Here is a 20,675-nt window from a genome sequence, read left to right as displayed (position 1 = left end):
CGTTATAGCAACTATTGTGTGCTGACCTTCACGAACAGCTGATCGCCTTCCGGCTTATATAAGCCAAAGGATTCGGGTATCTCGGAGGACAATATCACCTCCTGGACATAAAAGGAATGACTGACGTAAAATTCCTGTGTGTTGTTGGCCAGCGCGAAGGTCAGGTAGCTCGAAAATTGGAAGGGGCTGGCGGCCTGGTCGAAAGAAAAGCTTCTGTAGGTGTAAGCTTTTCCGGCGGGCGAGGTCAGCATTTTTGACGGAGGTTGCGGCTTGGCCGTGAACTTATCACTATGCACAGGGTTAGGCTCGACGACTGCATTCAGGCTCTTTGTAATAAAGGTACCGGGAGGGACCAGGTTGATGCCTTCAGGAAGTTCGAAAGAACCATTAATGCTCCCCGATGCAGACTGGAATACCCTGCCGCCCGCAGAGGAGCCCGTATAGCCACCGGAGATCTGCACGTTGTGATCCAGCAAACTGAAAGCCTCCCCACCGCGGATCAGTGCTGACTTTTTCCAGTTGACAAACAGGGGTTTGTCCGTTTTGTTGAAAACAGTCATGGTGACGGGGCCGCCTTCGCCATGAAAATTATAGGTCAGGCGCATGGTGTCATTCTCCCAGGAGAAATCTTTTTTACCGTTCTTTGGCATTTCCGGGGAGTTGAGCGTGAGATACTGATAGGAAACGCAGGAGCTGAAGCTCAGCAGGATGAGTATTAAGGATAAGAGGCGCATAGGAGTCGTTTTTTTATTAAATTATACAATGATTGATTGAAATACCAACCCCGGGATTATTTTCAATCGAAAATTAATACTGGTCTTAAAACAACATTAATGCTGTGGGATTAAAAGCTATTACATGCGGATGAACGGAGGAGATGAAAATATGACATTACAGGAAACACAGGGATATATAACCATTTCAAAATGGCTGTCATCGGACGATCGCAGGCCTTTTCTCTTCCAGGAAGAGACCTGGGCGCATGTCATTGCAGGCAGGTCGGGATTGGTCAATGCGCCTACAGGCTGTGGTAAGACCTTCTCTGTATTCCTGGGCGCGCTGATCGACTTCATCAACCGCCATCCCGGAGATTTTAAAACCAAGGCCAACAACGGGCTTCAATTGTTATGGATCTCTCCTCTCCGTGCCCTTGCCAGGGACATCGGCCGTGCCATGGAAGAGGTGATTGGTCAATTAGGCATGCAGTGGAAAGTAGGGATCCGCAATGGCGATACGGAAATAAGCGAGCGGCAAAAGCAAAAACGCAAAATGCCGGAGGTGCTGATCATTACGCCGGAGAGCCTCCATCTCCTGTTGGCGCAAAAAGGCTATCATGAGGTTTTCAAACAGCTGAGGATCATCGCCGTCGACGAATGGCACGAGCTGTTGGGCAGCAAAAGGGGCGTACAGGTGGAGCTGGCCGTCTCCCGTATCGTCGGCGTGAAAGAAGGGGCGTGCTCCATCATCGGCATCAGCGCTACCATCGGCAACCTGGAGCAGGCGAGAGATGTGCTCCTCGCACCTCTTAGAGCTACGAGTTACGAGCTGCGAGCTACGAGCGGGGATTTTTTTATTGTTCGGGCGAATATCCATAAGAACATCCAGGTGGAATCCATTCTCCCGGACGAGATCGAGAAATATCCCTGGGCAGGCCACCTTGGTTTGAAGCTCATCCTCAAAGTGCTCCCCATCCTGGAACGGAGCCGGACCACGTTGATCTTCATCAATACCCGCGGTATGAGCGAAAGATGGTATCAATCGCTGTTGGACGTCAGTCCTGACCTGGCGGGCGCCATCGCCCTGCACCATGGCTCAGTGGATATGGCCCTGCGCAACTGGGTGGAAGAAGCCCTGCACGAAGGCAAGCTAAAGGCCGTGGTCACGACGGCCAGCCTGGACCTGGGCGTGGACTTCCGGCCTGTGGAGATGGTCATCCAGGTGGGCAGCCCGAAAGGGGTCGCAAGGTTTCTCCAGCGGGCAGGCCGCAGCGGGCATCAGCCGGGAGAGGTGAGCAAGATCTTCTTTCTGCCTACGCATTCCCTGGAACTGATGGAGGCGGCGGCACTGAAGTCGGCCATGAAGATAGGTCTTATCGAAAGCCGTGAGCCTATGATGCTGTGCTACGATGTGCTGATACAATATCTCTCCACCCTGGCGATCTCCGAAGGCTTCCATCCTGCCACGCTTTTTACGGAACTGAAGTCTACCTACTGCTACGCCGATATGACGGAGGACGAATGGGGTGAGATCCTACACTTCATTACGGCAGGAGGGGCGGCCCTGCACCAATACGATGAGTTCAAAAAAGTAGAGATCATGGAGGATGGCGTCTATAAGATCAATAGCCGTCGCATCGCCATGCGGCACCGCCTGCACATCGGCACCATCGTCAGCGACGCCATGCTCAAAGTGCGCTTTATCACCGGCGGATATGTCGGCGTCATCGAGGAATATTTTATCTCCCGGCTCTCGCCGGGAGATGTTTTCACCCTGGCGGGAAGGAACCTTGAATTCGTCATGATCAAGGATATGACTGCGCTGGTGCGCAAGTCGAATGCGAAAAAAGCCATCGTTCCCAGCTGGAATGGCGGCCGGATGCCTTTGTCAGCCAATCTGGGAATGATGTTGCGCAAAAAGCTGGACGAGGCCGCGGAGCTCTTAGCTACAAGCCACAAGCTGCAAGCTGCAAGCCAGCAGGAAGAGGTGGACATCGAGTTGAAAGTTTTGCTGCCGCTGTTCCAGCTGCAGGCGGAACTATCTTATATGCCCCGCGAGAACGAATTGCTTATCGAGCAGATAGAGACCAAGGATGGCTTCCATCTTTTCGTCTATCCCTTCGAAGGCAGATTGGTCCACGAAGCCATGGCCGCATTGCTGGCTTACCGCATCAGCCGGGTGACGCCCATTAGCTTTTCCTTTGCCATGAACGACTATGGTTTCGAGCTGCTGAGCGATCAACCCATTCCCGTCGACGACACCAATGTATATGAGCTGTTCAGTCCGGTGGACCTGACGGCCGACATACAACGCAGCGTCAACAGCGCGGAGATGGCACGACGGAAGTTCCGGGACATTGCCGTCATCGGGGGACTTATCTTCCAGGGATATCCTGGTGAGTATGCAAAACCAAGGCATCTGCAATCATCCGCCTCGCTGCTCTTCAACGTCTTTACTGAATATGATCCGGACAATTTACTGATCCGGCAGGCTTACAATGAGGTGATGGACCAGCAGATGGAGGAAGTACGTCTGCGGAATATGCTGGAAAGGATCCAGAAAGGGCAAATTGTCCTTCGATGGCCAGATAAGCTGACACCTTTCTGTTTTCCGCTGAAAGTAGACAGTATGCGGGAAGATATGTCTTCGGAAAAGCTGGAAGACAGGGTAAAAAAAATGCAAGCACAATTACGTTAACTTTAGGACGCAAAAAAAACCCCATGATAAAAAAAATTCTTTTGGTCTTACTCGTTCTCCTGGTCATCATTCAATTCATCCGGCCAGCTGAAAACCATTCGGACAAGCTGTCCGCCAATGATATTACCCTGCATTATTCCGTGCCGGATACTGTGCTGTCCATTTTAAAGACCAGCTGCTATGACTGTCATAGCAACAATACCCGCTACCCCTGGTACAACCGGGTCCAGCCCCTGGCCTGGTGGCTGAACAGCCATGTAACGGAAGGCAAACGGGAGCTGAACTTTTCCGAGTTCGCCTCCTACCCGGTGAAAAAGCAGGTGAAAAAACTCAAAGCCACGGCGAAAGAGATAAAAGAAGGGGGTATGCCCCTCAACAGCTATCTCTGGATCCACATCGATGCCGCATTGGATCAGGGAAAAAAGAACATATTGGTCTATTGGGCGGACAGTCTCCAGCGGTTGATTGCACAATAGTATTTACATTTGCATACGCTATGCAAGCTCCATATTCACACCGTATCAAAGACCAGCAATTGTGGCTATCGCCCGAGCGTTGCATTTTCTGGGAAGAAGAAAAAGCGCTTATCTTATCCGACCTTCATTTTGGAAAGACCGGACATTTTCGCAAGTCGGGCATTGCCGTGCCGGCTTCCGTCTACAAGGAAGACCTGCATAGACTATTGACCCAGATCCAATACTTTCAACCGCGACAGCTGCTGATCGTGGGCGATCTTTTTCACAGCCGGGAGAACCTGGAGCTGATGCTTTTCCGGCGCTGGCGGGAAGACCTTTCGTTCCTGGCCGTTCACCTCATCAAAGGCAATCACGACATCCTCCACGAGGATTGGTATACACAGACGGGCATCACGGTGCATAATGCCCATGTGGAAATGGGCGCCTTCGGCTTCATCCACGACATCACAGAGAATGATAGCTGCAGCTCCTATTGTTTTTCCGGTCATATACATCCCGGCGTCTGGATCAGCGGCATGGGCAAGCAATCCCTTCGTTTTCCCTGCTTTTACTTCGGCGAGGATTTCGCCGTGCTACCCGCCTTCAGCCGGTTTACCGGCACTGCCGCGATCGATCCTTCACCGGGCGCCCAAGTATTTGCTATCCTGCCGCCTCCGCCGGAGGAACGCATACACATCCCCAGGGGCAGGGGCCAGGTGAAGCTGCCAGCCGCAAGCTACAAGCCGCAAGTAAAGTGCGGCAGCATCGTCCAGCTCCAATAATGTCTAAGAAATTACATATAGCTTACGACCCCATCTATGCCCATCCTCTCCCGGAAGGTCATCGGTTTCCCATGCTGAAATATGAATTGATCCCCGGGCAGCTGCTCTATGAAGGGGTCATCACCGCCGACAACGTATTTGCACCCGTCCCCTGTCGGGAAGACATCGTTTTGCTCACCCATTCGAAAGCATATCTCGATAAGCTGCTGCATCAAACCCTGTCGGCGAAAGAACAAAGGCATATCGGCTTTCCTCAATCCCAGGCCCTGACGCTAAGGGAGCTCGTGATCACACAAGGCACCATTGACTGCTGTCAATTTGCCATAGACAATGGTGTTTCCCTCAACGTAGCGGGGGGCACCCACCATGCTTTTGCGGACAGAGGCGAAGGTTTCTGCCTGTTGAATGATTTTGCCGTGGCGGCCAATTACGTCCTGCATCAGAAAATAGTGGAACGCATCCTCATCATCGACCTGGACGTACACCAGGGGAATGGGACGGCAAGCCTCTTTGCCAACGAACCCCGTGTCTTCACCTTCAGCATGCACGGCCGGCATAACTATCCATTTCATAAAGAGATCTCCAATTGGGATATACCCTTGGAAGACGGCACAGACGACGACACCTACCTGGGGCTGCTAAAAACCAGCCTGCCTGTCCTGCTGGAACGCGCCCGCCCCCAACTGGTGTTCTTCCTGTCGGGAGTGGATATTCTGGATTCCGACCAGTTCGGAAAGCTAAAGGTCTCGCCTGCCGGTTGCCGGGAAAGGGACAGGATCGTGTTCACCGCCCTCCTGGAAAAAAACATCCCCTGCGTGGTGGCCATGGGCGGCGGATATTCGGCGGATATAAAAGTGATCGTGCAGGCACACTGCAACACTTTCCGGATGGCGAAAGAGTTGTATGGACTGTAATTAAATAAAAAGTGTATTTTGTTTAATATACATGAAAAAAACGCTACCCCTGTCTGTTGGAGCCCTACTGTTCTTATTTGCCGGCTGCGTCACTTCTTCCATCAACGTCATCGAAAAGAAGACGCCGACGAAACCCTATTCCAAAGTGCTCGTCGTGTATGTGAATGAAGGCTGTGATTTCACCTTGTTTGATTCCCTAACGTATAACATCTGTTTGAAAAGCTGCTTTCTGAATACGGACAGCTACGAGACGCGGGTACAGGCGGAGGACCTGCTGGCCGGCCAGCTCACGACGGCGACAGAGATCGTAAAAGCCACCGATGTACTGGACATCGCCAACAACGACTACGATTATTTTAGAAGAATGATTGACAGCCTGCACGTCGATGCCCTGTTGATGGTAGGCCTTGGCAGGCATTCGGGCGTTGATGTGCTCAGGTACGCTGCACCGGGCGTTATCGGTAGCCGGGTGGTATCTCCCGGCGGAAACTACAAAGGCAGGACATTCAACAGCACCTATGACTGTTTTCTCATGAGCACCAGCAGCATCTATATTCCAGTCTGGCACGCCGCAATAGAGATAAAAGCCAATGCTGACAGTAAGTCCATCATCAATGGCAAGGTGACCAGGGATATCGCCCGCTCGTTAAAGCGCGCTGGCTACTGGATGCACTGATCTGCAAAACGGACACCGGCGTGTATCAAAAACGGCCACACCCACACGCCAGGCGTGCTTATCTTAAATGATTATCAACCACTTGCATTTATGGCATTTTTCTGGTGGACATCCGGTAAACCATCCTCTCTGCCATGTTCAAAAATTTCATCAGGACCTCCCTCCGTCACTTATTGAAGAATAAAACTTTTGGCCTGGTCAATATCCTCGGTCTGGCCATCGGGATCCTATGCTGTCTGTATATCGTACTGTACGTCATGGACCAGTACAGTTATGACAAACACCATAAAGATGCAAAAGATATTTACCGGGTTGTCTCCGATCTCCTGCTGACCGGCGACAGGCACCATATGGCCACCTGTTCCCCTCCCGTCGCCCCCGCCATGAAACGGGACTTTGCGGAAGTCCGGCAGTTCACCCGGGTGATCCCTACCATGGGGGTAAAGACGCATTTGCTGACGTATAAGGATAAGACCTTCTACGAAAAAGACGCGTACATGGTGGATTCCACTTTTTTCGATGTGTTCACCTATCATTTCGTCAACGGCAATCCGGCCGCGGCATTCACCCATCCCTATTCCATCGTCCTGCTACAGCCCGTGGCCGAAAAATTATTCGGCAAAGAAAACCCGGTGGGCAAGACCCTGGAGATGAATGACGATTGGGGAAAGAAGACCTTTACGGTGACAGCCGTAGTGGACGAAAGCCTGGGCAAATCCCATATCAACGCGGGAATATTCATGTGTTTAAATGGCGCCTATGAGGAATTCCGCGAGAACAATACCTGGACAGGCAATAACTTTACCTATTCCTATGTCAAGCTCCAACCCGGCGCCAGTGCCGGAGTCCTGGAAAAAAAATTACCCGCTTTTTTACTCCACTATGCCGCGGACGATCTGAAAAGAAGAGGTATGCAAAAGCAGATACATCTGCAGCCCATCGGGGACATTCACACCGAATCGGGCTACCAGGTGGACGCCAGTAAGACAGTGAACAGCGCTTTTCTGCATCTCTTATTGCTGATAGCAGGGCTGATCCAGCTCATCGCCTGTATCAATTTCATGAATCTTTCCACGGCCCGCGCATCCCGAAGGGCTAAAGAAGTGGGAGTAAGAAAGGTCATCGGCGCCGGAAGAGGGAGCCTGGTACTTCAATTTTTAAGCGAATCCTTTACCTTGTCGCTGGCAGGCGTATTAATCGCCCTTCCTTTGCTTTCGCTGTTCCTGCCGTACCTGAACCAGATCACCCGGACAGACATTTCCCTGGCTTTTCTAAAGGATATCCGGATATGGCTTACACTGGCCGGCATCGTGTTAGTCACCGGCGTCGTAGCAGGCAGCTATCCGGCTTTTTACCTGTCCGCCTTCAATGCCGTGAAAGTGATCAAAGGCAATTTCACGAATCATATTTCTGCGGCGGCCATCCGGCGGGGACTGGTAGTGTTCCAGTTCGTCATATCCATTACCCTGATCACGGGGATCATTGTTATTTATAGCCAGCTGAATTATATCAAGGGAAAGGATCTGGGTTTTGGAAAGGACCAGCAGCTGATATTCCATTTCCCCACACAGGAAGCCCAACGCAGGATCGACGCTTTTATGAATGATATAAGAAGCTTGCCGGAAGTGCATGCCGTCAGCAAAACGGATAACTATCCCGGGCAGCCCACCTATCACAATTGGGGCGTTTGGCTGGCAGGCGGGGATCTGTCTACTTCCGTCAATCAAAGTAATATCAATACAGACGAACATTTTATCGACGCGATGCAGATCTCGCTGGTCAGCGGGAGGAATTTCCATTTACACGATTCCGACAAGGTCATCATCAACGAAACACTGGCCCGCCGGCTGGGCATGACACCGGAAAACGCCGTGGGGGTCCGCCTGTTTACGAGTGATTCCAGCCAGGTGCTGAAAGTCGCCGGTGTGGTGAAGGATTTCAATTTTCAATCCCTGCACGATGAAATTAGACCTTTTATGTTAATGTACCGGCCCCATGCGGAAGATCTTACGCATGTCATTGCAGGCACGGACAGCAGGAATTATAAGGTGTTGCTAGGCCAACTGGAAGCCATATGGCATAAGGAGGTCCCCGGCTATCCCTTCGACTATGAATTCTATGATGATATGGTGCAAAAACAATACGAGACAGAGCTCAACCTGTCCCGCATCATTAACTCCTTTACACTGGTAGCTATTTTCATTTCCTGCCTGGGCCTGTTCGGTCTGGCGGCCTTCAATGCCGAGCAAAGGCGGAAAGAGATCAGCATCCGCAAAGTGCTGGGAGCGGGCATACCCAACATCGTTCAGTTGCAATCGAAGGAATTCTTCCGGCTGGTGATCATCTCCTTTCTCCTTGCCACGCCCATCGCCTGGTGGATCCTGCACAAATGGCTGCAGAATTTCGCCTACCAGATAAAGCTTAGCTGGTGGATGTTCGGCACAGCAGGTCTGGTGGCGATCGTGATCACATTAAGCACTATTAGTTACCAGGCTATCCGTACGGCTATTGCGAATCCTTTAAAGGGTCTGCGGAGCGAGTAGCAGCGCCGGCTGCCGGGATGGTGAATACGTCCGGGGCAATGGGGTTGCGGCTGATAGCGGTGGCAGTATAGCTGATCGTCTTCTTCCTGGAAGTGTATTCATATTTCAGCACCAGCCCCGGGACCCCGGAAAAAGCCGGCTCCAGGCTGGAGAACACCGGCGACTGGATGGCTTCCGTATACCACGCCGTTATTACTTTCCCATCCTTCAGGGTAATAATTGCCTTTTTGCACAAGTGACGCAGGATATGCGCCGTATCTTCAGTGAGCTTACAGGCGACCCCATCGTATTTCTTATTGTATTGCTTCCATTCTTTCTCTGTAAGGTGCGTTACATATTTGTCCTTACCGGATTCTTTTACAATGGTAAATTTCCTTACCTGATCATCGCCCGTGGATAAAAATATACTTTGCACCCGCATCAGAGAGACAAGCCTTAATCTCGCGTCCTTGTTCCCTGCAAATAGGGTCTCGACGCCTCCATTATAGGTTTCGGCCAGGCCCATATCGCCGCCTTTCTTCGATGTGACCCCGATGGAATAGGAGACCGTCAGGTCCGGGACAGCCGCGCCGGCCTGGATCAGATCCCGGGGAAAACCAGGTAAAACAAATAGGGTTACTAATAAAAAGATGCTGTGCATGCTATTCATTTCAGGTCCACTGTTATTTGAAAATAAAGTCCCCCAGATCCACCGGGTCCAGTGGATTGACGCCTGCGCCTTTATCAAATCGTTTCTGATCCTTCTCCTTCCAACTCTCCAACCTGCGTTTCGCCTTCCTTGCCTTCCTGGCCGGCCGGCCATCAGGCAGTACCTGGTACGTTTGCTTCATCATCTCCAGCATATTCTTCGACACGGTGATACTTGTATACTGGTCGACATAGATGGATAAAGGTTTATCCGCATCACGGGTGAGATAACCCGGGATGTCCGGATAGGTGTAGCTGATAAAAGTAGCAAAGAGATCATTGTCAGTCACGGCAACGGATCTCCCCCCGATGCTATAAGTAAGGCGTCCATTCTTTCCTGATCCGGCAGGCGTCACTACGTTGGCCGTCATAGCGGCGGTCCCGGTGGAAGTATCCGTTTTTCCGGAGAGCGTATCCGTGTGCAAAGGAGCAACTGCGGAGGAAGCAGGCGGCGGCAGTGTTTTTTCCCTGGCCGCTGTGCGCAACGGGCCCCTGTTACTCCTATAAATGATCCATCCGGAAACGATCAGCAGCAGGCAGGCGGCAGCGGACAGATACCATCGTATCGCACCGGAGCGTGAAGGTCTTATCCCTGAGCCTTCTTCAATATGCTGGCGTAAAAAGGGCGGCGGCGGGACCTCATGCTGCTGCAATCTTTCCATCAGCGGGCTTACCTCCGGACCAGGTGCGGACAAGGGATGCCCCTCTTCATTCTCCAGTGCATCCTGCAAACGATCGAACACTTCCTGCGGGGGAAGCACTTCATGATCTTTTAAATGGTTCCATATGTCGGGACGGTCGGTCATTGATTCTCTGTGAGCATTTTTTGTAACAAAACACGTGCCCTATACAATTGCGATCTGCTGCCTTCTTCCGAAATATTCAGCATGCTGCCTATCTCCTTATGGCTGTACCCTTCCACCAGATAGAGGTTCACCACCGTACGGTAGCCGTCCGGAAGCCGGCGGATCAGTCTCATCAGGTCTTCGTTGGTGAGATGGTCATAGCCAGTCAGATCGGATGAAGCAGCGTCGGCTCCTTCCCGAAGCACCGGAAACAGGAGATTCCGGCTCTTGATCCCATCGATACAAATGCTTACGAATATCTTTCTGGCCCATCCTTCAAATGATCCATCCCCTCGAAAAACGGCAAGGTTTCTATAGAGCTTTACAAATCCTTCCTGGAACCAATCATTGGCATCTTCTGCATTTCCCGCATAACGCAAACACAAGCTATACATTTTACCGGCGATGGCATCGTAGATCTCCCGGAAAGAAGGACTGTCACCTTTCGCGGCCTTCTCTGCTAAGACTTGAAAAAAAGGGGAAGCGTTGCGTTTGGGGTCCATTTCGCAAATATCTACATTTTTAATAGATATTTTCTCTTAGAAGGATGAGCGGGCAGCATACGCTGGGGGATCCTCTCATTTTTTTAGCCTGCAAATATGTGAACATCAGGCCCTTAAAACCAGGCACGACAAAAAGGCAAAAAAATTTCTGCTTCCGCGAAACGTTCGATGCTTTTTTCCAGTCTTTGTGTACGTAAGGAATGCATGTTATTTCTCCCACCCACCCCGTGAACACTTTGTAGCTGCACTATACTGTCGCTGCCTGCACCATTTATTTTTTCAAACATATTAAAAATAAGCTCAGCTTATGAAAGGGATATTTTTTGTCCTCTTGTTATCCATGTCCATACTTTGTTATGGCCAAAAGCCTTCGATCGTAGGATTCAGTGCCAATATCGTCGATTTTTCTACGTCTGTTCCGCGGTCGTCAAAAGTAGACCCAGGCTTCTCCGTTATGTATTGGAAAGGGATCACCCAAAAGCTCGACTTCTCCATCCGGTACAATGGATTATTTTCCGACTATACAAAAAAAGAAAACAAAACTTCCGAATACATCAATGAATTCGAAGGTTCTTTACATATCCGTCCCATCAACGATGACCATGTATTATCGCCTTTCCTTTCTGCCGGCATCGGTGTAGGGAATTACAGTGGCGGCTGGGCGACCTATGCGCCGCTGGGCGGCGGCCTCCAGATCAATATGATGGGTGAGGGATATATTTTCCTGCAGGCCAATTACCGGGCCACCTTGAAATCCTCCCTTCTCGACAACAATATGTTCTATTCGCTGGGATTTACCCAGACCATCAGCGCCCCCCGTGTGAAAAAGCCGGAAGCATTGCCTCCGCCACCGGTGGTGGAAATAAAAGACCGGGATAAAGATGGCGTCGTGGACAGCCTGGATGCCTGCCCGGATCTGGCGGGGCTTACCCAGTTCAACGGGTGTCCGGACACAGATGGCGATGGCATACCCGATAAGGATGACAAATGCCCCGGCGTTGCCGGCACTGCAAAATACCAGGGTTGCCCCATACCCGATACAGATGGAGATGGCATCAATGACGAAGCCGATAAATGTCCGGATGTTGCCGGGGTCGCGAAGTACCAGGGCTGCCCCATACCTGACAGAGACAATGACGGTGTCAATGATGAGGAGGATAAATGTCCGGATCTCGCAGGTGACCGTGCGAACAACGGCTGTCCCGTTGTGAAAGAAGAAGTGAAAAAGCGGGCGGAATATGCCGCCAGTCATATCTATTTCGCAACAGCCAGCCATGTCCTGCTCAGGAAGTCCAATAAAGGATTGGATGACGTGGTGCAGCTGATGATGGCGGACCGGAGCCTCCGGCTTTCTGTCAACGGCTATACTGACAACACCGGCAAGCCCGAAAAGAATCAGCTGCTTAGCGAACAGCGGGCCGGCGCGGTAAAAAAATATTTGCTTTCCAAGGGCATAGAAGCGGACAGGATCGTTGCCACCGGCTATGGGCAGGTGGATCCTGTTGCAGACAATAAGACTGCTGCCGGCCGCGCACGCAACCGCCGGGTGGAGCTCAAGCTGGGATATTAGCAGCTGTTGATCAGGACCACAGATGAAAAAAATCCTTACCCGGTGCCTCATTCCGTACCCTATTTCTTTCCCCTGTTGATCGTACCCTCATTTAAACCGAACGCAATAGATCTTTTTCAAAAAAAATAATTGTATGAACAAGATAATTTTACTTTTCATGGGTATTCTTAGTGCCATGGTAGCAGTGGCCCAGTCTTATGAAGGCACGATCGATTACCAGAAAACCCGGCAGGCTGTCGCCATGGTCCAGCTGCCTTATTCGAAAGAGCATGTGGAAGATGCGCTAAAGGAACATATGGCAAAGAGAGGTATCAGAAGTTCAGGTATGAAAGGGTTCATGGTATTTCGATCCGTGCAGTTGAATGAGCGTGACAGTTCCTTGTCGGACCTGTATTTTATGACAGCCTCCAAAAGCCGCCAGGAAAGGGACGTTACGGTGCTTACCTTACTGCCTGTCAAAAAGAACCAGGATATCCTGACCCGTATGTCGGGTGACAGCACGCTGATTGCATCTGCCCGGTCATTTTTGGATAGTCTTGCCCCTGCTGTTCATGTATATAGCATAAATGTGCAGGCCAATGACCAGGAAAGCGTGTTGAAAAAAGCGCAAAAGAAACAGGACGGGTTGATAAATGATCAGGCAGATCTGGATAAGAAGATCCGCAAGCTGGAGGCAGACCTCGATGACAACAAGAAGCAACAGGTCAAACAAGCGGCGGACCTCCAGGCAAATATCAATGCCGACGATGATACCAAGAACAAAAATCAGCGGAGGATAAGGCGGCTACTGGACGATGAAGGCGACCTGGAAAAGAAGCTGAGGAGAGCGAAAAGCGACCTTGATCAAAACAAGATAGATCAGCGTCAGCAGCAGGCCGAGATCGACAAGCAGCGGCAGATCCTGGACGGGATAAAGGCCAGACAGCGCCAATAGCGGATCCTCAGTTCATTTTCTTCTTCAATGTGGTGACCTGGTCCTGCAGATTGCTGACCAGGTTAGCCAGTTGATTGACATCCCATCTTTGCTGGGTGTTGGCCTTGGCGATGATCATTTGTGCCTTCCATACTTCCAGCACATCATCGGTGTTGACATTATAAGGTTGATAGGCGGTGTTGTCACTGACCAGGGTGAGCTTGGTCTTCGACTTATTATTCTTCATAACTCTTTTGTACACGATGCCTTCATTCCGGGAAACGACGATATAGGTCTGATTTGTCTTCACCTCTTCTATGTCGTCCACTTTTTCCCCTACGATGACGGAGCCGCTTGTGGTCGGGAGCATCGAATCACCCACGATCTCGAAAGCGCGGTAGTTGCCCGGCGCCAGCATGGGCAGTGTGAAAGTGTTCAGTTCGTCCAAGAATTCGGGATCTGCATAACCGGCCAGGTAACCGGCAGCGGCCTTCACCGGCACCAGCTGGATCTCGTTGGTGGAGGCCGCCATCTTCTGGGCCCTTCTCCTGGAAAGGTAATTGCCTTTGGCGTCACTGAGCTCTCTCCTGAGCAGCTCGTCCAGGGTGAGCTTGAACATATCCCCTACCACTTCCAGCACTTCGATGCGGGGTTCTGCCCTTTCTTCCTCATAAGCGCCCAGGAGCGATCTTTTGATGCCCAGTTTGGCAGCGAACTCTTCTTGCGTCCAGCCCCGTAACTTACGGAGGTATTTCAGATTTTGACCTGCTACTGACATAGACTAAGATATTTAGGAATAAAATTACTAACTTTTTTACCATTAGCAAATTTTTTATTTAATTATCAATTACCTACTTCCATTGATCCGGGAAAAGTTATGATTTCGGGAGGAATAATCCACTCCTTCCGGTCCCGGATAGCTTTTTTTGATCCCCGGATCACTCTTTTTGATCCCGGAGCGTTGCCCTCCGGTATTTCTGCGATAACCGGCAGCTTTTTCGTACTTTTGCCCCCCTGTTTCCGTACCTTTAATGCCCTGTCAATTTGACTTGCTGGGGAGGATAGCACCATATTTGCCATGGACACCTCTTTAGCCGCTTAAAGAATTAAAAAATCATTCAATACGAAGCATTTATGTTAGGTATACTATCAAAAATATTCGGAGGGAACAAGTCGGAAAAGGACATCCGGACGATCCAGCCGCTGGTAGGCGAGATCAACCGTCATTTTGCGTCTTACCAATCCCTGTCCAACGATCAGCTGCGCGCCAAAACATCGGAATTCAAGGACCGTATCCGTGAACATCTCAGCAATATTGACGGGGAGATCGCGGAGCTCAACAGAAAGGCCGAAGCGCTTCCATTCAATGATATCAATGGAAAAGACGTCATATACCAGGAGGTGGACCAGCTGAAGAAGGACCGTGACGAGCAGATTGAAGAAGTGTTGGAGACCCTGTTGCCGGAAGCGTTTGCAGTGGTGAAGGAAACGGCCCGCCGTTTCGCCACCAACCCGGAGATAGAAGCCACTGCCACCGATCTGGACCGCGACCTCAGCATCCGGCGGGAACATGTCCGAATCGAGGGCGATAAGGTCATCTTTAAGAACTCCTGGCTGGCGGCCGGCAGCCCCACCACCTGGAACATGGTGCATTATGACGTACAGCTCATTGGCGGTACGGTGCTGCACCAGGGTAAGATCGCCGAAATGGCCACGGGTGAAGGTAAGACCCTCGTATCTACCCTGCCTGCTTATCTCAACGCACTCGCGGGGGAAGGCGTCCACATCGTCACGGTGAATGATTATCTCGCCCGTCGTGACTCCGAATGGAATGGCCCTATTTTCGAATGGCTGGGGCTGACAGTGGATTGTATCGACAAACATGAGCCCAACAGCGAATCCCGCCGCAAAGCTTATCTCGCCGACATCACCTACGGCACCAACAATGAATTCGGTTTCGACTATCTCCGCGATAATATGGTCCACTCTCCGGAAGAGATGGTGCAACGCAAGCACCATTTTGCCATGGTGGATGAAGTAGACAGCGTCCTGATCGACGATGCGCGTACGCCATTGATCATCTCTGGTCCTGTACCCAGGGGAGACGACCAGCAATACCATATTTTAAAAAGCCGGGTAGAAAAGCTCTTCGACGTGCAAAAGCGGGTGACCAACCAGTTCCTCATCGAGGCAAAGAAGAAGCTCGCTGAAGGAAATGACGATCCCAAGGATGGCGGCCTTGCCCTGATGCGTGCTCACCGCGGTCTGCCCAAATCCGGGCCCCTGATCAAGTTCCTGAGCGAACCAGGCATCAGGGTGAGATTACAAAAATCCGAGAACTATTACCTGGCGGATCAGTCGAAGGAAATGCCGAAAGTGGACGCCGAGCTCTACTTCCACATCGACGAAAAGAACAATTCCGTCGACCTCACCGACAAGGGGATCCAGATGATCACCCGGGAAGGGGAAGACCCGGAGTTCTTCGTGCTGCCGGATATTGGCGTCAAGCTGGCCGAAATTGAGAAAGGCGAGCTGACCACTGAAGAGAAACTGCAGCGAAAGGAAGCATTGTTGAACGACTATGCCATAAAGGCGGATCGTATCCACACCGTTCAGCAGCTGCTGAAAGCCTATACTTTATTTGACAAGGACGTCGAATATGTCGTCCTGGACGGTCAGGTGAAGATCGTGGATGAGCAGACGGGCCGTATACTGGATGGGAGACGATACAGCGACGGCCTTCACCAGGCCATTGAAGCGAAAGAGAACGTGAAGATCGAAGCTGCCACGCAGACCTATGCCACCGTCACCTTACAGAACTATTTCCGTATGTACCATAAGCTGGCCGGTATGACCGGTACGGCCGAAACGGAAGCCTCTGAACTATGGGACATCTATAAGCTGGATGTGGTGACCATTCCTACGAATGTGCCCGCCATCCGCAAAGACCACCAGGACCTGGTATTCAAGACCAAACGCGAAAAATACAAGGCCGTCATTGACGAGATCGAGAAACTGCGCGCGGAAGGCAGGCCATCCCTGGTAGGTACCACTTCGGTGGAAGTGAGTGAATTGCTCAGCAAGATGCTCCAGGTGAAGAAGATCCCGCATAATGTCCTCAATGCCAAACAGCATAGCCGGGAAGCGCAGGTAGTCGCCGAAGCCGGCCTGGCCGGTGCGGTGACGATCGCTACGAATATGGCCGGCCGTGGTACGGACATCAAGCTGGGACCCGGTGTAAAAGAAGCCGGCGGCCTGGCCATCATCGGTACAGAGCGGCATGAGAGCCGGCGCGTTGACCGCCAGCTGCGTGGACGTTCCGCCCGCCAGGGGGATCCCGGTACCTCCCAGTTCTATGTATCGCTGGAAGATGACCTGATGCGTATGTTCGGCAGCGATCGTATCGCCTCGCTGATGGACCGCATGGGCTACAAGGAAGGCGAGGTCATCCAGCACAGCATGGTGACCAAGAGCATCGAAAGGGCCCAGAAAAAGGTGGAGGAGAATAACTTCGGTATCCGTAAACGCCTCCTGGAATATGATGATGTCATGAACAAGCAGCGTAACGTGGTCTATAAGAAACGCAACCACGCCCTGTTCGGCGACAGGCTCGCGCTGGACCTGGACAATGCCTTTTACATCGTTGCGGAAGGCCTGATCAATTCCTTCCGGGAGCAGGATGACTATGAAGGCTTCAAATTATCGACCATCGTCAATTTCGGCATCGACAGCCAGATCACGGAAGATGAATTCCTGAAAGGCGATGCAGCCCAGCTGTCTGAAAGACTCTACCAGGAAGCTACCCGGAATTATGAACATAAGCTGGATGAGCTCCGTAAACAGGCGATACCCGTATTTAATAATATACGCGCTACGCAAGGCAATCATATACAGAATGTCGTCGTGCCTTTCACCGATGGGAAAAAACGTACGAATGTACACGTTAGCCTGGAGAAGACCCTGGCAAGCGAAGGCCGCGAGCTGATGAATGCCGTGGAAAGACAGATCACCCTGTCCATCATCGACGAGGCCTGGAAAGAACATCTCCGTGGAATGGACGACCTGAAACAAAGCGTGCAGACCGCCTACCTCGAGCAAAAGGACCCGCTGGTCATCTATAAGATGGAAGCGTTCGAGCTATTCCGTCGTATGGACAGCGAAGTGAACAAAGATATCGTCAGCTTCCTTTGCCATAGCGGGATCTATCATTCCAACCGCCCTTCTCCGGACAATGGTATCCGCGAGGGCCGGGAGCAGAAGACAGATATGAGCAAGCTGAAGATCCGCAAGGACGAGCTGGCTGGCAGCCCCAACTCCAATAATGGGGGACCATTGCCAGCGGGCGTAGCTGCCCAGGAAGGCGGGCCGGATTATTACGATCCTTCGTCATCGGGACCAGTCAAACAGGAACCCGTGAAGGTGGGCCCGAAGATCGGGCGTAATGATCCATGTCCCTGTGGAAGCGGAAAGAAGTTTAAGAATTGTCATGGGAAGGATGCGGCTTCGTAATATAATATTAGTTAAGATATTACCTGTTCCCGGCCTCAGCGCCGGGATTTTTTTTATATCACTAAACCCTTCTATTCTCTCACTTCCTTCAACCATCCCTCGCCATCATTAGAATCCATTCACCATACACTCCTTTTTCTTAGACTTCATCAATACCCGGCACAGCAACCGTCCCCCGTTCGTCCCATTTCTCCGTGCCGAACCTTCCCGTTTACTAATTTCACGGCCGCATTAAAAAACCAACATGATTGTGAGAAATAAAATATTGATCACGCTGGCATTGGGTCTCCCCTTCTCTATGGCCATCGCCCAGCAAAAACCTGGCGCACCACCCACCACACCCGGAACCAACCCGGCCGCTGCAGCCGGCATGCGCAACGGTGGCACCGGAAAACAGGAACCCAAACCTTACAAAGAGGTGATCACCGACAAAGCGGTAAGCCGCACCGGGCTCTTTACGATCCATCACATCGAGGATAAATGGTATTTCGAAATACCCGATACCATCTTTGGACGGGACATCCTGGTCAGCACCCGCTATGGCAAGACGGCTGCCAGTGGCAACTATGGCGGCGAGCAGGTGAACCTGCAAACCATCCACTGGGAGAAAGGCCCCTCTCACACCGTATTCCTCCGTGTGCTGACCATCGTCAACGTGGCAGCCGACTCTACGCAGCCCATTGCCCAGGCGGTGAGCAATTCCAACCTGAACCCCATCGCCGCGGCCTTCGACGTAAAAGCATATGGTAAAGGAAAAGATTCATCCGCCACCGTCGTCATCGACGTGACGGATTTTTTCAAGGGTGACAACCAGGCCGTGAGCCTGAGCCCCGGGGTTAAAAGAAGATACAATCTTGGCGGACTAGCGGCCGACAGGAGCTATATCGAAAGCATACATACCTATCCCATCAATACGGAGATCAGGACGGTGAAGACATTCTCTTCCACACCGGGACCGGCAGGGTTTGCCGCAGGCCCTCAACCTTCCACCTCCCTGCCCGCGGCGGAAGTGACGGGAGTCGTCACCCTGGAATTGAACAACTCGTTTATCCTGCTGCCGAAAACGCCTATGCGCAAACGTCTTTTCGATGCCCGGGTGGGCTTTTTCGCCAGCGAATACACGATATATGGAGACGACCAGCAACGGGTGGAAACCTCCCGTTTCATCCATCACTGGCGCCTGGAACCCAAAGACGAGGACATCGAAAAATACCAGCGGGGTGAATTGGTAGAACCTAAAAAACAGATCGTTTATTACATCGATCCCGCTACTCCCAAAAAATGGCGCCCTTATCTCATTGCCGGTGTCAACGACTGGCAGGCGGCCTTTGAAAAAGCCGGATTCAAAAATGCTATTGTCGGCAAGGAATGGCCTGAGCACGACAGCACGATGAGTCTGGAAGACGCCCGCTTTTCCGTCATCCGGTATTTCGCTTCGGACATCGAGAACGCCTATGGACCGAATGTAGCGGACCCTCGCAGCGGGGAGATCCTGGAAAGCCACATCGGCTGGTACCACAATGTGATGAAGCTGGTGCATGACTGGTACCTGATACAGGCGGCCAACTCCGACTCCCGGGCCAGAAAGATGAAATTCGACGACGCATTGATGGGAGACCTCATCCGCTTCGTATCCTCTCACGAAGTGGGACATACACTGGGCCTTCGCCATAACATGGGCAGCAGCAGCAGAACGCCTGTGGAAAAAATGCGCGACAAGGCATGGGTGGAAGCCAATGGTCATACGGCCAGCATCATGGACTATGCCCGTTTCAACTATGTGGCCCAGCCGGAGGACCATATCACCACACGCGGATTGTACCCCCGTATCGGCGATTACGACAAGTGGGCCATTCTCTGGGGTTATAAGGGCATCGCCGGCACCAAAGATGAAGAGGCGGATAAGAAGATACTTAATAAATGGGTGATCGACAGCCTGAAAGCTAATCCCCGCCTATGGTTCGGAGGAGAAGGCTTCAACTTCGACCCCCGTGCGCAAACGGAAGACCTGGGAGACAATAGCATGAAAGCCAGTGAGTACGGGATCAAAAATCTCAAGCGTATCCTGCCTGGCCTGCCCGAATGGACAAAAGAGGAGGCCGATCAATATGACAACCTGGAAGAGATGTACGGGCAACTGGTGGGTCAATACAGCCGTTATATGGGGCATGTGGTGAAGAACGTCGGCGGCATTTACGAGACCTTTAAGAGCGTCGAGCAGCCAGGAGATGTATATGAGCCTACGCCAAAGGCCACGCAAAAAGAGGCGGTGGATTTTCTTGGCAAACAGCTGTTCACTACGCCGACCTGGCTGCTGAATAAGGATATCCTGAACAAGTTCAGCAATCCTGCAGCCACGGAAGCAGTGGGCACCGTACAGGCGAATGTTTTGAACAGCCTGTTGTCAGGCGGAAGGTTGTTCCGCATGTCGATCTGCTCAGGCCGTTATGGTGCAGCCAATGTGTATGGCCCCGAAGAGCTGCTGACGGACGCGAAAAAAAGTATATGGTCCGAGCTCACCACGGGAGCGACGATCGATATTTACCGGCGCGCCCTGCAAAAGACCTATATCGAGGCGCTGATCAACCTGATCAATCCACCACCCCCCACCCCCGTACCCGCAGGTTTGCCCAGGGGCCTGGCAGCGCTGTTTACGGGAAGCATCAAGAACACCGACGTACCTTCCATTGCCAGGGCGCAGCTGGTGGAGCTGAAGGCTGAGATCACCGCAGCCATCCCCCGCACCACCGATAAATTGAGCAGGTATCACCTGCAGGACGTTGCAGATCGTATCCGGCAGGCGCTCAATCCGAATAAATAGTTCTCTTTTTTCACAGTCAACATCAGAAGACCCGGTCCCCTTG

15 protein-coding genes are annotated in these 20,675 nt (G+C 51.8%); 10 read left to right on the top strand and 5 right to left on the bottom strand.

Translation table 11 applies throughout. The annotated features are described in order from the left end of the window. Window positions 1-11: 11 nt before the first annotated feature. Window positions 12-734 (bottom strand): hypothetical protein, encoded by a 723-nt coding sequence (locus tag Q4E93_RS01210; protein ID WP_303582256.1) that lies wholly within the window; start codon window positions 732-734, stop codon window positions 12-14. Window positions 735-885: 151 nt separating this feature from the next. Between Q4E93_RS01210 and Q4E93_RS01205 the strand changes: the two genes are divergently transcribed. The 6 genes from Q4E93_RS01205 to Q4E93_RS01180 all read left to right on the top strand — a co-directional run bounded on the left by Q4E93_RS01205 (window position 886) and on the right by Q4E93_RS01180 (window position 8,784). Beyond that, the gene (locus Q4E93_RS01205) at window positions 886-3,414 is read left to right on the top strand and encodes a ligase-associated DNA damage response DEXH box helicase (RefSeq protein WP_303582255.1); all 2,529 of its coding nucleotides are present in this window, start codon (window positions 886-888) and stop codon (window positions 3,412-3,414) included. A 23-nt stretch (window positions 3,415-3,437) separates the two neighbouring features. Beyond that, window positions 3,438-3,890, top strand: a complete 453-nt coding sequence (locus Q4E93_RS01200) for a heme-binding domain-containing protein (protein ID WP_303582254.1) — start codon at window positions 3,438-3,440, stop codon at window positions 3,888-3,890. A 20-nt stretch (window positions 3,891-3,910) separates the two neighbouring features. Then, complete coding sequence (pdeM, locus tag Q4E93_RS01195; RefSeq protein ID WP_303582253.1) at window positions 3,911-4,651, top strand: ligase-associated DNA damage response endonuclease PdeM; 741 nt, start codon at window positions 3,911-3,913, stop codon at window positions 4,649-4,651. Then, on the top strand, window positions 4,651-5,565 hold the full coding sequence (locus Q4E93_RS01190; protein WP_303582252.1) for a histone deacetylase family protein: 915 nt from the start codon (window positions 4,651-4,653) through the stop codon (window positions 5,563-5,565). The genes pdeM and Q4E93_RS01190 overlap by 1 nt, the downstream gene beginning before the upstream one ends. A gap of 31 nt (window positions 5,566-5,596) precedes the next feature. Continuing rightward, window positions 5,597-6,241, top strand: coding sequence for a hypothetical protein (locus Q4E93_RS01185; RefSeq protein WP_303582251.1), 645 nt, complete (start codon window positions 5,597-5,599; stop codon window positions 6,239-6,241). 134 nt (window positions 6,242-6,375) lie between these two features. Next, window positions 6,376-8,784 (top strand): ABC transporter permease, encoded by a 2,409-nt coding sequence (locus Q4E93_RS01180; protein ID WP_303582250.1) that lies wholly within the window; start codon window positions 6,376-6,378, stop codon window positions 8,782-8,784. Here the strand turns inward: Q4E93_RS01180 and Q4E93_RS01175 are convergent. The 3 genes from Q4E93_RS01175 to Q4E93_RS01165 are packed head-to-tail and all read right to left on the bottom strand — an operon-like array spanning window position 8,747 to window position 10,819. After that, window positions 8,747-9,424, bottom strand: a complete 678-nt coding sequence (locus tag Q4E93_RS01175; protein WP_303582249.1) for a GLPGLI family protein — start codon at window positions 9,422-9,424, stop codon at window positions 8,747-8,749. The two genes, Q4E93_RS01180 and Q4E93_RS01175, sit on opposite strands and share 38 nt — an antisense overlap. Window positions 9,425-9,446: 22 nt before the next feature. Beyond that, window positions 9,447-10,277, bottom strand: coding sequence for a hypothetical protein (locus Q4E93_RS01170; protein WP_303582248.1), 831 nt, complete (start codon window positions 10,275-10,277; stop codon window positions 9,447-9,449). Next, window positions 10,274-10,819, bottom strand: coding sequence for an RNA polymerase sigma factor (locus Q4E93_RS01165; protein WP_303582247.1), 546 nt, complete (start codon window positions 10,817-10,819; stop codon window positions 10,274-10,276). Before Q4E93_RS01165 ends, Q4E93_RS01170 begins: the two co-directional genes overlap by 4 nt. A gap of 307 nt (window positions 10,820-11,126) precedes the next feature. Between Q4E93_RS01165 and Q4E93_RS01160 the strand changes: the two genes are divergently transcribed. Together Q4E93_RS01160 and Q4E93_RS01155 are read left to right on the top strand one after the other, a co-directional pair. Further along, complete coding sequence (locus Q4E93_RS01160) at window positions 11,127-12,389, top strand: OmpA family protein (protein ID WP_303582246.1); 1,263 nt, start codon at window positions 11,127-11,129, stop codon at window positions 12,387-12,389. A gap of 133 nt (window positions 12,390-12,522) precedes the next feature. Continuing rightward, complete coding sequence (locus tag Q4E93_RS01155) at window positions 12,523-13,323, top strand: hypothetical protein (protein WP_303582245.1); 801 nt, start codon at window positions 12,523-12,525, stop codon at window positions 13,321-13,323. 7 nt (window positions 13,324-13,330) lie between these two features. Here the strand turns inward: Q4E93_RS01155 and Q4E93_RS01150 are convergent, their stop codons facing one another. Then, window positions 13,331-14,080 carry an XRE family transcriptional regulator gene (locus Q4E93_RS01150; protein WP_303582244.1) on the bottom strand — a complete coding sequence of 250 codons (750 nt, stop codon included), beginning with the start codon at window positions 14,078-14,080 and terminating at the stop codon, window positions 13,331-13,333. 356 nt (window positions 14,081-14,436) lie between these two features. Here Q4E93_RS01150 and secA point away from each other — a divergent pair, with 356 nt between their 5' ends. Then, window positions 14,437-17,811 carry a preprotein translocase subunit SecA gene (gene secA, locus Q4E93_RS01145; protein WP_303582243.1) on the top strand — a complete coding sequence of 1,125 codons (3,375 nt, stop codon included), beginning with the start codon at window positions 14,437-14,439 and terminating at the stop codon, window positions 17,809-17,811. A gap of 250 nt (window positions 17,812-18,061) precedes the next feature. After that, on the top strand, window positions 18,062-20,632 hold the full coding sequence (locus tag Q4E93_RS01140; RefSeq protein ID WP_489670894.1) for a zinc-dependent metalloprotease: 2,571 nt from the start codon (window positions 18,062-18,064) through the stop codon (window positions 20,630-20,632). The last annotated feature ends 43 nt before the right edge of the window (window positions 20,633-20,675 follow it).

This window comes from Flavitalea plasmicola, assembly GCF_030546645.1.
Taxonomy (GTDB): Bacteria; Bacteroidota; Bacteroidia; order Chitinophagales; family Chitinophagaceae; genus Puia.
This window is presented reverse-complemented; position numbering and strand designations above follow the sequence as displayed.

Coding starts and splice junctions, on each gene's coding strand:
- Q4E93_RS01210 (WP_303582256.1), bottom strand. CDS start 734: ATGCGCCTCTTATCCTTAATACTCATCCTGCTGAGCTTCAGCTCCTGC.
- Q4E93_RS01205 (WP_303582255.1), top strand. CDS start 886: ATGACATTACAGGAAACACAGGGATATATAACCATTTCAAAATGGCTG.
- Q4E93_RS01200 (WP_303582254.1), top strand. CDS start 3,438: ATGATAAAAAAAATTCTTTTGGTCTTACTCGTTCTCCTGGTCATCATT.
- pdeM (WP_303582253.1), top strand. CDS start 3,911: ATGCAAGCTCCATATTCACACCGTATCAAAGACCAGCAATTGTGGCTA.
- Q4E93_RS01190 (WP_303582252.1), top strand. CDS start 4,651: ATGTCTAAGAAATTACATATAGCTTACGACCCCATCTATGCCCATCCT.
- Q4E93_RS01185 (WP_303582251.1), top strand. CDS start 5,597: ATGAAAAAAACGCTACCCCTGTCTGTTGGAGCCCTACTGTTCTTATTT.
- Q4E93_RS01180 (WP_303582250.1), top strand. CDS start 6,376: ATGTTCAAAAATTTCATCAGGACCTCCCTCCGTCACTTATTGAAGAAT.
- Q4E93_RS01175 (WP_303582249.1), bottom strand. CDS start 9,424: ATGCACAGCATCTTTTTATTAGTAACCCTATTTGTTTTACCTGGTTTT.
- Q4E93_RS01170 (WP_303582248.1), bottom strand. CDS start 10,277: ATGACCGACCGTCCCGACATATGGAACCATTTAAAAGATCATGAAGTG.
- Q4E93_RS01165 (WP_303582247.1), bottom strand. CDS start 10,819: ATGGACCCCAAACGCAACGCTTCCCCTTTTTTTCAAGTCTTAGCAGAG.
- Q4E93_RS01160 (WP_303582246.1), top strand. CDS start 11,127: ATGAAAGGGATATTTTTTGTCCTCTTGTTATCCATGTCCATACTTTGT.
- Q4E93_RS01155 (WP_303582245.1), top strand. CDS start 12,523: ATGAACAAGATAATTTTACTTTTCATGGGTATTCTTAGTGCCATGGTA.
- Q4E93_RS01150 (WP_303582244.1), bottom strand. CDS start 14,080: ATGTCAGTAGCAGGTCAAAATCTGAAATACCTCCGTAAGTTACGGGGC.
- secA (WP_303582243.1), top strand. CDS start 14,437: ATGTTAGGTATACTATCAAAAATATTCGGAGGGAACAAGTCGGAAAAG.